Consider the following 10,122-nt stretch of genomic DNA (forward strand, 5'->3'; position numbering starts at 1 on the left):
CCATAATTGCCGGCTAGTGCGCGACCACTGCTTCGCCCGAAGCGGCCATAATTTTTTCTTTGGTGACGTCGGGACCGAATTCGGCGGATATCCTGCCGCGATGCATGACGATGATGCGGTGGGCGATGCTGAGGCATTCGCCGACCTCCGAGGTCGAATAGATCACTGCCAGACCCTGCTTGGCCCGTTCGGCCAAAAGCTTGAAGACCTCTGCCTTCGCGCCGACATCGATGCCGCGGCTCGGTTCGTCGAGCAGCATGACCTTGGGCTCGGTCGCCAGCATCTTGCCGATGACGACCTTTTGCTGGTTGCCGCCCGAAAGCGAGCCGATCGCCGCCTCGCCGCCGTCCGTCTTGATATGAACCTTGCGGATCGAGTTGTTCACCAGCTCCCGCTCGCGCCCGCCGGATGTCAGCAATCCTTTGGTGAACGCGGCGATGCTGGCGAGCGAAAGGTTGGAGCCGACCGTCATCGTCTGGACGAGGCCATCGCGCTGGCGGTCTTCGGGCACCAGCACCAGGCCACTGGCGATACGTCCGGCGATGTTGAGATTGCCGACGTCACGGCCTTCGAGCAGCACTCTGCCGCCACTTGATCGAAGACGTCCCGCGACGCATTCGAGCAGTTCGGTGCGCCCTGCCCCCATCAAACCGTATATGCAGACGATCTCGCCGGCGCGCACCTTTAGCGAAAGACGATCCACCGCGTTATAAGCTGCGCCGGACGGTCCGGGGACTGTCAAATCCTCCAGCGCAAGCGCGACCTCCCCGATCTCGTGGCCGGTCGGCGGACTACCGAGATCGAAGTTTTCGCCGACCATATTGCGGACGATCCATTCGAGATCGATGTCCTTGCGCTCGGCATAAGCCGTCATGTTCCCATCGCGAAGCACGACGGCATGGTGGGTGATCTGAAGCGCCTCTTCGAGATGGTGCGAGATATAGACGATGGAGACGCCTCGGCTCGTCAGGTCGCGAATGACCTTGAAGAGAACCTCCACCTCGCTGGCGCTGAGCGCCGAGGTGGGCTCATCCATGATGAGAATGCGCGAATTGACCGACAGGGCGCGGGCAATTTCGACGATCTGCTGCTGGCCGAGGCGCAGATCCTCGACGGGGGTGAGCGGATCGATCTCCTCCTCGAGCTCGGCCATCAGGGCGCGCGTTTGGCGTTCCTCTTCGGCAAAGTCCACGCCGCCATTCCTGATGATCTCGCGACCCATAAAAATATTGTCGCGAACATTGAGGTTCGGAGCGAGGCTCAATTCCTGATGGATGATTGAGATGCCGCATTCGCGGGCATGGGTGGAGGAAGAAAAGGTGACCGGCTCGCCATCGAGGACGATTTCGCCGGAGCTCGGCTGGACGACGCCGGAGAGGATCTTCATCAGCGTCGATTTGCCCGCGCCGTTCTCGCCGAACAGTGTGGTGACCTGGCCGCGATGAATGTCGAAATTGACACCCTTCAGGGCATGGACACTGCCATAGGATTTGGTGACGTGGCGAGCGGCAAGAACGACCTCGCCGCGTGCGCCCTCTTGTTGCGGCGCTGCACTCATTTGACTTCGACCTTGACCGGCGTGACGAGCCAGTTTTTCGGATTGATGAGCTTGAAGACGCCGACGACCGATGCTGTCTTGCCCGAAAGATTTTCCACATCGAGACCGGCGAGAACGGCCTTCTTCATCTCATTGTTGATCGCCGAACCGGCATCCTGATACTCGATCTGGTTGGTGAACTGGCCGAACTCGATCTTACCCGTGGCATCGCGCAGGTCCGTGCCGTTGACGGCCGGTCCCGTCTGGACGCGCACGACGATGTCCGCCGGCAATCCGTCCACCTTGATCTCGTTGTAATTGGCCTTTCGGGCGCCGAACACGCCGGTCAGCGAAACCGGCATAACCGGACCAGTGCTCGTCGCAACGCCGTATTTCTCGCCCGCCGCTTTCTTGTCGGCCGCGATTGCATTGGCGAGATCGACGGCAGCGACGGCGCGTTGCTCGACATTCGCCTGCACCTTCGGGAATTCTTGGGCACCGTAGGCTTCCGGCGAGAACGCTTGCTCTCGCACATCGTGTTCGGAGCCAATCTTGACCACGGTCGTATCAAAGCCAATCGCCGCTATGACGATCACCGCCGCCGCCACGCTCGCCCACAATGTGAATTTCGGCTTGGACGCCGCTTTTTGAACTTGTGCACTCATATTCGAAAGACCTTCGGCGCTATCGGCCGGATTGCCCTATTGGCAGGAAAACGGAAACGGCGAACCCCATTTGCCGGCAGATCATGATCATCAAAGCCGCTGTCGGCTTGCTCGGATGGAACGGGGCATCCCTCGCCCATCGACCGTATGGCATCGGCGTGAAGCCGGACCGCGTTCCGAAACGAAATAGCTCATCGAAGTTCCTCCTCAGTTTGCCTGTGCTCGTCTCTCCCGATCACCTGGCCTCGAACACAACAGCATCCCGGTCGCGATAGATATGTGTTATTAACGTCACAAACCATGTTATAATTTCGAAGGCGTGTCAACCGCCTCTCTAACTGCCTTCGCAGCTTCCTTACATCTTCTCCGTTACGGCGAGCAGCAACAGTCATTCCACTTGCAGCAATCGCGAGCGTCGTGGCATTCGACACAACCGCCAAAATTTTTCAAATAAGCAAGCGTGCCCATCTCATTGAATATCAACGAGATCCAGATCATTGACGCCGAACTGCCCGATCGGCTGCCTTTTTGGCCGCGACCGTTGCAGACCAAGGCACGTAGCGTCCACAGGCCTGAAGCCATGCACCTTCTGGCGGGTGCAGCCGATTGACAGGATCTATTTTATCTGAAAAAATTTACATTGCTAGAAAAATATTACGGCCAAAGTGATATTTCTATGTTATAAACTGATCTTGGCTTGCAGCACGAGAGGGAAGAAGTTTCCGGCGTGGGCTGCGAAGATCGCAGATCAGGTGACCGAAGGAGCGAGGAATGGGGTTGACGCGAAGGGTGACGGCTGAGGCGGATCTCGGCGCGCGAGAGCTATCGTGCAATGCCTAGCAAGGACGCGATCATTATCGGAATTGACGCGGGAACTTCCGTCATCAAGGCCGTCGCCTTCGAGCTCTCGGGCCGGCAGATCGCATCGGCCTCGGCGCGCAATCAATACACGATGGGGGACGATGGTTCCGCCACGCAGCCGCTCGGGCGCACTTGGTCGGACTGCGTGAGCGCTCTGCGCGGGCTCGCCGACAATGTGGACGGACTTGCCGCGCGCACCGCCGCCATCGGCGTCACCGGCCAGGGCGACGGCACGTGGCTTGTCGGCGCCGGCAATGTCCCCGTCGGCGATGCGTGGCTTTGGCTGGACGCACGGGCGGCCCCGACCGTCAACCGCCTGAACGGCCATCCGAACAATCGCGCGCGCTTCGAGGCAACCGGCACGGGGCTCAACACTTGCCAACAGGGACCGCAGCTCGCGCATATGGATCATTATATGCCGGAGCTTCTCGATCGTGCCGAGACGGCCCTGCATTGCAAGGATTGGCTCTATCTCAATCTCACCGGCGTCCGCGCAACCGATCCGTCCGAAGCAAGCTTCACCTTCGGCAATTTCCGCACGCGTCGATATGATTCCGTCGTCCTCGACACGCTCGGTCTCAACCATAGGGAATCCCTGCTGCCCGATATCATCGAGGGAACGGAGATCACGCATCCTCTGTCGGTGGAGGCGGCAGGCGCGACCGGTCTCTTGGCCGGCACGCCCGTCTGCCTTGGTTATGTCGATATGGTTATGACGGCACTTGGCGCCGGAGTGCGAACCGCCGGCCAGAATGCGGCTTGTTCGACGATCGGTTCGACGGGGGTGCATATGCGCGCCAAGGCGGTCTCCGACCTTCAGCTCAATGCCGAGGGCACCGGCTATGTAATTACCCTGCCGATCTCCGGCATCGTCACCCAGGTTCAGACCAATATGGGGGCGACGATCAATATCGACTGGATTCTGCAGATTGCCGCCGATTTGATGTCAGAGGCGGGTAAGAAGGTCGCCGCCTCGGACCTTATTTCCCGGATCGATACGTGGTTCGCTGAAAGCCGCCCTGGCTCTGTTCTCTACCATCCTTATGTTTCCGAGGCGGGAGAGCGCGGACCATTCGTCAACGCGAATGCCCGCGCCGGCTTTACCGGGCTCTCCATCCGCCATGGCTTTCCGGACCTTGTTCGCGCCGTCATCGAAGGGCTCGGCATGGCAACGCGCGATTGTTACGCGGCAATGGGCGATATGCCGCTCGAACTGCGGATGAGCGGCGGAGCGGCGCGAAGCCGCGCTCTGCGGCAATCGCTGTCCGCCGCCGTCAACGCGCCGGTCAGAATCTCGGAACGTCAGGAAGCGGGAGCCGCAGGTGTTGCGATGATGGCCGCAGTCGCAATCGGCGCCTATGCGAACATGGATGACTGTATTGCCGAATGGGTCACGCCGCTGCTTGGCCAAGCCGAAGCACCCGATGCGGAGCAGGCGCGCCGCTATGAGCGATTGTTCGCAGCCTATCTGGACGTGCGGCAGGCGATCGCACCCGCATGGGACAAGCTTGCGGCCCAGCCATAGGCAGTCCCTCCGCGCGGTCGAGACAGATGATTTTGATGCAGAAGGCATCCGAAGGAGCATGATATGACTGAACCCGAAATCCTCGATCTCTTCGTGATTGGAGGCGGCATCAACGGCGCCGGCATCGCGCGGGACGCTGCCGGTCGAGGTCTCTCCGTCATGCTCTGCGAGAAAGACGATCTTGCCGAAGGCACGTCGTCACGATCCGGAAAACTCGTTCACGGCGGTCTTCGCTATCTGGAATATTATGAGTTTCGCCTGGTACGCGAAGCCCTGATCGAGCGCGAAGTCCTGCTGAATTCCGCAAGTCACATCATCTGGCCGATGCGTTTCGTGCTGCCGCACAGCCCGACGGATCGCCCCGCTTGGCTGGTCCGCCTCGGCCTCTTTCTCTATGACCATCTGGGTGGCCGCAAGCGCTTGCCCGGCACCCGTTCCCTCGATCTCAGCCGGGATCCGGAAGGCACGCCAATCGTCGATCAATATACCAAGGGGTTCGAATACTCCGACTGCTGGGTCGACGACGCGCGGCTCGTATTGCTGAATGCCCTCGATGCCGCCGAGAAGGGCGCACAAATCCTGACGCGCACCGCCTGCGTCAGCGCACGGCGCGACAATGGCAATTGGGTCGTTCAGATGCGCGATCAGCGTTCCGGCGACACGCGCACGGTGCGGGCACGCGTTCTTGTGAACGCGGCCGGCCCGTGGGTCAACGATATCATCGGCCGCGTTGCCGGCTCCAACAGCCACCGCAAGGTCCGGCTGGTCAAGGGCAGCCATATCATCGTCCCGAAATTCTGGAGCGGTCAGCATGCCTATCTGGTTCAGAACCATGACCGGCGCGTGATCTTTATCAACCCCTATGAGGGCGACATGGCCCTGATCGGCACCACCGATATTCCCTACGAGGGTAAGCCGGAGCATGTGACGGCCGACGAGCAGGAGATGGATTATCTGATCGCCGCCGTGAACCGTTATTTCAAGGAGAAACTGCGCCGTTCCGATGTGATCTCAAGCTTCTCCGGCGTTCGCCCGCTGTTCGACGACGGTCAGGGCAATCCTTCCGCCGTGACGCGCGACTATGTCTTCGATCTCGACGAGACCGGCGGCGCGCCGATGCTCAACGTTTTTGGCGGCAAGATCACGACGTTCCGCAAGTTGTCCGAACATGCGCTGCAGCGGCTTGCCAAATTCTTTCCCAAGATGGGCGGCGATTGGACCCGCGGGGCGACATTGCCGGGCGGCGAGATTCCGAATGCCGATTACACCAGCTTCACCGATTCGCTTCGCGCGGCCTATCCCTGGATGCCACGCACGCTCGTGAACCACTACGGACATCTGTATGGGGCGCGGACCAGGAACATAATAGGCAACGCAGCATCGCTCGCCGCCCTCGGACGCCATTTCGGCGGCAATCTTTATGAGGCGGAAGTCCGCCACCTCGTTGCCCACGAATGGGCACAGACAGTCGACGATGTTCTCCTGCGGCGCACCAAGGAAGGCCTGCATATGACCGCCAAGGAGAAAGCGGATTTCTCGGTCTGGTTCGAGAGCGAACTGGCTTTGGTTGCCTGAGATATCCGAGGAGCCACCCCATGCCATTGACGCTTTCACTCAACACCAATCCGCTGGTCAACCGTTTCGCCGAGCCTGACGATCTGATCGAGACGGTTGCGCGCGACCTCAGGATCCGCGATCTGCAATTAACGCATGAATTCATCAATCCGAGCTGGCAGGCGCCGGTGATCCGGAAGCTGACCCGCACGATGCGGGCCGCATTGGAGCGCACCGGCGTTCGTGTGACCTCAGGCATGACCGGTCCTTATGGGCGCCTCAATCATTTCGGCCACCCTGACGCCGACGTCCGGCGTTACTATGTCGACTGGTTCAAGACCTTCGCCGACATCATCGCCGATCTCGGCGGCCAGTCGATCGGTACCCAATTCGCCATCTTTACCTACAAGGATTTCGACGATCCGGCACGGCGGGAGGACCTTACCCAGATCGCAATCGATTGCTGGGCTGAGGTTGCCGAGCACGCCCGTTCGGCTGGCCTTTCCTATGTGTTCTGGGAGCCGATGAGTATCGGCCGCGAATTCGGCGAGACAATCAGCGAATGCATTGCGCTGCAGGATCGCCTGACCGCCGCCAATCTCCCGGTGCCGATGTGGATGATGGCCGATATCGATCACGGCGATGTCACATCGGCAAATCCCGATGATTACGATCCCTATGCCTGGGCGCGCGCCGTTCCCAAGGTTTCCCCGATCATTCACATCAAGCAAAGCCTGATGGACAAGGGCGGGCATCGGCCGTTCACGGCAGAATTCAACGCCAAGGGCCGTATCCAACCCGCGCCGTTGCTGCAGGCCCTCACCGAGGGCGGTGCCGAGGACAATGAGGTCTGCCTTGAGCTGTCGTTCAAGGAGCGCGAACCCAATGATCGTGAGGTTATCTCGCAAATCGCCGAAAGCATCGCCTTCTGGGCGCCTCATATCGACACGGGCGCCGGAGACCTTCGCATCTAGTTGCATGAAGCCGGCAAGGCTTTAGGACATCAAACGTTGCGGCGTCGCATTTGATTCTCGCTCAAGCCTCGATGCGAAACAGCAACGAAGCAATGCCGCGGCCTGCATCGAGCAGTGCCGCCGGAGAAAGGGCGACCTTGGGTGAACGCAAGATCGAATGGAAGGGGACAATCGATGGCCGATGCGGATGAGTCGCTCGCCGTGCGCGCCGCCTGGCTGCACTATGCCGGCGGACTGACACAGTCGGAGGTCGCCAAGCGCCTCGGCGTGCCGTCCGTCAAGGCCCATCGCCTGATCGCACGCGCAGTCGCCGATGGCGTCGTCAAGGTGACGATCGACGGCGATATCGTCGAATGCGTGCAGCTTGAGACGAAGCTGGCAGAACGTTTCGGCCTGCAATATTGCGAGGTAGCGCCGGATCTCGGCGAGGAGGACTTCGAATTTCGCGCCCTCGGCCAAGCCGGTGCCGGGTTCCTGAAGCGGGAAATCGAGCGCGGCGACAACAGGGTCATCGGTCTCGGCCACGGCCGGACATTGTCATCGGCTGTGCACCACATGCCGCGGCTGAATGCGAAGGGTCTCCGGTTCGTCTCGATGCTCGGCGGTCTGTCGAGAAACTATGTGGCCAATCCCTATGACGTGATGCACCGCATCGCCGAAAAGACCGGCGCGCACGCCTATATGATGCCCGTGCCCTTTTTCGCCAATACCGGCGAGGACCGCGAAGTCATGCTTGCCCAACGGGGCGTCAGAGAAGTGTTCGACCTCGCCAACAATGCCGACCTGAAGCTTGTCGGCCTCGGCACGGTCGATACCCATGCGCAGCTTGTCCTCTCCGGCATGGTGGAACCGCGCGAGATTGCGGAGATCGCGGCCTCGGGCGGCGTCGGCGAAATACTTGGGCATTTCTTCGATGCTGACGGACACATTCTCGAGACGACGCTGACGGCGCGAACCCTCTCGGCTTCCTTGCCGAAGTCGAAAACGGAAAGACTGGTCGCCTTGGCCGGAGGCGCTGGGAAGGCCGAGGCCATCCGCGCGGTCCTCAAAAGCCGGTGCCTCTATGGCCTGATTACCGATGAACGAACTGCGCAGGCACTTCTGGAGCCCTCCCGCGCCACATAAACTTATAACAAACTAACAAAATTCGTGTGGAATCATGTGATAAACGTGTTACATTCCGAGCCATCCGATCCGGAGAGAACCGGAGTATCAAGGTGAAACGAGAAGAGCGGCAACAATCGATCATCAACTTGCTTGTTGAGCATAAGAGTGTCGACCTCGACGACCTGGCCGATCGCTTTGCCGTGTCGAAGATGACCATCCATCGCGATCTCGACGATCTCGAACAGGCCGGCGTCATCCGTAAGATCCGCGGCGGCGCGACGATCGACGCGGGTATGCAGTTCGAAAGCGACTTTCGCATCCGCGAACGCCAGGGCAACGAGGCCAAGCTCAGCATGGCGCGTCGCGCGCTGGAACTTGTCGAGCCGGGGATGACGGTCATGGTCAACGACGGCTCTATGGCCGCCGTCCTCGGTGAGATGTTGTTGCAGAGACGGCCGTTGACGCTGATCACCAACAATGCCGCGATCATCGATAGGCTGAAGAACGAAAGCGGCATCACCCTGATTGCGCTGGGCGGCATATACTCGCCGAAATTCAACGCGTTTTTGGGGGTGGTGACGGAGGAAGCGCTGTTTCGCCTTAGGGCGGACATCGCGTTCATCTCGACGCCGGCCGTTTCCGGCACCCTCGCCTATCACATGGACGACAATGTCGTACGTGCCAAGCGGGCGATGATCGCATCTGCGAGCAAGACCTGCCTCCTGGTCAACCACCAGCGCATCGGACACACCGCTTTGCATGTCATGGCCGATCTTTCCGATTTCGACGCCATTATCACCGACAGCGCCCCCGAGCCCACCGCCGCCGAGCCGCTCGAACGCGCCAACATCAACCTGATCATCGCCTCGGAATAGGAGACGACATGAGCGCCGCACCTCGATTCTGGATTGGAACCAGTTGGAAGATGAACAAGACGCTGGCGGACGCCAGCAGCTATGCCGAGACGCTGCGCGCCGCCGATGCCGGGCGCGACCCAGCGATCCAGCGTTTCATCATTCCGCCGTTTACCGCTGTGCGGCAGGTCAAGGCCGTGCTTGCCGGCACCTCCGTCAAGGTGGGCGCGCAGAACATGCACTGGGCTGACGAGGGTGCCTGGACCGGCGAGATCTCTCCCCTCATGCTGCGGGATTGCAATCTCGATATCGTCGAGCTTGGCCACTCCGAACGCCGTGAGCATTTCGGCGAGACCGACGAGACGGTCGGCCTGAAGACCGAAGCCGCCGTCCGCCATGGCCTGATCCCGCTCATCTGCATCGGCGAAACCTTGGCCGACCGGGAAAGCGGCCGGGCCACGGATATTCTGAAAACTCAGGTTCTCGGCGCTCTTTCGAAGCTGTCCGAGGAGCAGAAGACCGCAGAGATCCTTCTTGCCTACGAACCTGTCTGGGCGATCGGCGAAAGGGGAATTCCCGCCTCGCCACACTATGCCGATGCAAGCCATGCCGAGATTATTTCGGTCGCGCAAGATGTGCTCGGCCGCCGAATCCCCTGCCTTTACGGGGGATCGGTCAATCCGGGGAACTGCGAAGAACTCATATCGTGCCCGAACATCGACGGGCTGTTCATCGGTCGTTCGGCTTGGAGCGCTGAAGGTTACCTCGGCATCCTCGCCCAATGCACCGCCAAAATCCAAGGAGGTGGCATGAAAGATGCCGCGCCCGTTGAGAGAACGGATCATTGAGATGCAGGTGATGATCGAGGGACAGTCACACTTCCAGCCTTTCGGCGTACCTTATTGGGGTTCGCAAGATCTCAACAAGGGAGTTGGAAGCATGACTGCCTCTTATGAATACCATATCGGGGTCGACTACCACAAATCCTACAGCCATCTAGTGGTGCAGGATTCGGCTGGCAAGACGCTGCGCTCTGGCCGTGTGA

8 protein-coding genes and 1 pseudogene are annotated in these 10,122 nt (G+C 60.2%); 7 read left to right on the forward strand and 2 right to left on the reverse strand.

The window, feature by feature from the left end:
• Positions 1-13: 13 nt before the first annotated feature.
• Together QDY28_RS13715 and QDY28_RS13720 are read right to left on the reverse strand one after the other, a co-directional pair.
• On the reverse strand, positions 14-1,558 hold the full coding sequence (locus QDY28_RS13715; protein WP_331382222.1) for a sugar ABC transporter ATP-binding protein: 1,545 nt from the start codon (positions 1,556-1,558) through the stop codon (positions 14-16).
• Entirely contained in the window at positions 1,555-2,202 is a 648-nt protein-coding gene (locus QDY28_RS13720) for a DUF2291 domain-containing protein (RefSeq protein ID WP_331382223.1), read from the reverse strand. Before QDY28_RS13720 ends, QDY28_RS13715 begins: the two co-directional genes overlap by 4 nt.
• An 832-nt stretch (positions 2,203-3,034) precedes the next feature.
• On the opposite strand from QDY28_RS13720, the gene QDY28_RS13725 reads away from it, so the two are divergent.
• The 7 genes and pseudogenes from QDY28_RS13725 to QDY28_RS13755 all read left to right on the forward strand — a co-directional run.
• On the forward strand, positions 3,035-4,588 hold the full coding sequence (locus tag QDY28_RS13725) for an FGGY-family carbohydrate kinase (RefSeq protein WP_331382224.1): 1,554 nt from the start codon (positions 3,035-3,037) through the stop codon (positions 4,586-4,588).
• A gap of 63 nt (positions 4,589-4,651) precedes the next feature.
• A complete protein-coding gene (locus QDY28_RS13730) occupies positions 4,652-6,163 on the forward strand; it encodes a glycerol-3-phosphate dehydrogenase (RefSeq protein ID WP_331382225.1) in 1,512 nt (503 codons plus the stop codon).
• Between the two features lie 20 nt (positions 6,164-6,183).
• Entirely contained in the window at positions 6,184-7,116 is a 933-nt protein-coding gene (locus QDY28_RS13735; RefSeq protein WP_331382226.1) for a sugar phosphate isomerase/epimerase family protein, read from the forward strand.
• A 174-nt stretch (positions 7,117-7,290) separates the two neighbouring features.
• On the forward strand, positions 7,291-8,241 hold the full coding sequence (locus QDY28_RS13740) for a sugar-binding transcriptional regulator (protein WP_331382227.1): 951 nt from the start codon (positions 7,291-7,293) through the stop codon (positions 8,239-8,241).
• Between the two features lie 92 nt (positions 8,242-8,333).
• Entirely contained in the window at positions 8,334-9,098 is a 765-nt protein-coding gene (locus QDY28_RS13745; RefSeq protein WP_331382228.1) for a DeoR/GlpR family DNA-binding transcription regulator, read from the forward strand.
• A gap of 8 nt (positions 9,099-9,106) precedes the next feature.
• Positions 9,107-9,925, forward strand: coding sequence for a triose-phosphate isomerase (locus QDY28_RS13750; RefSeq protein ID WP_331382229.1), 819 nt, complete (start codon positions 9,107-9,109; stop codon positions 9,923-9,925).
• 1 nt (position 9,926) lies between these two features.
• Positions 9,927-10,122: pseudogene (locus tag QDY28_RS13755) on the forward strand (IS110 family transposase); the annotation flags it as partial.

It is taken from the genome of Rhizobium sp. BR 362 (assembly GCF_036528765.1).
Classification (GTDB): Bacteria; Pseudomonadota; Alphaproteobacteria; order Rhizobiales; family Rhizobiaceae; genus Rhizobium.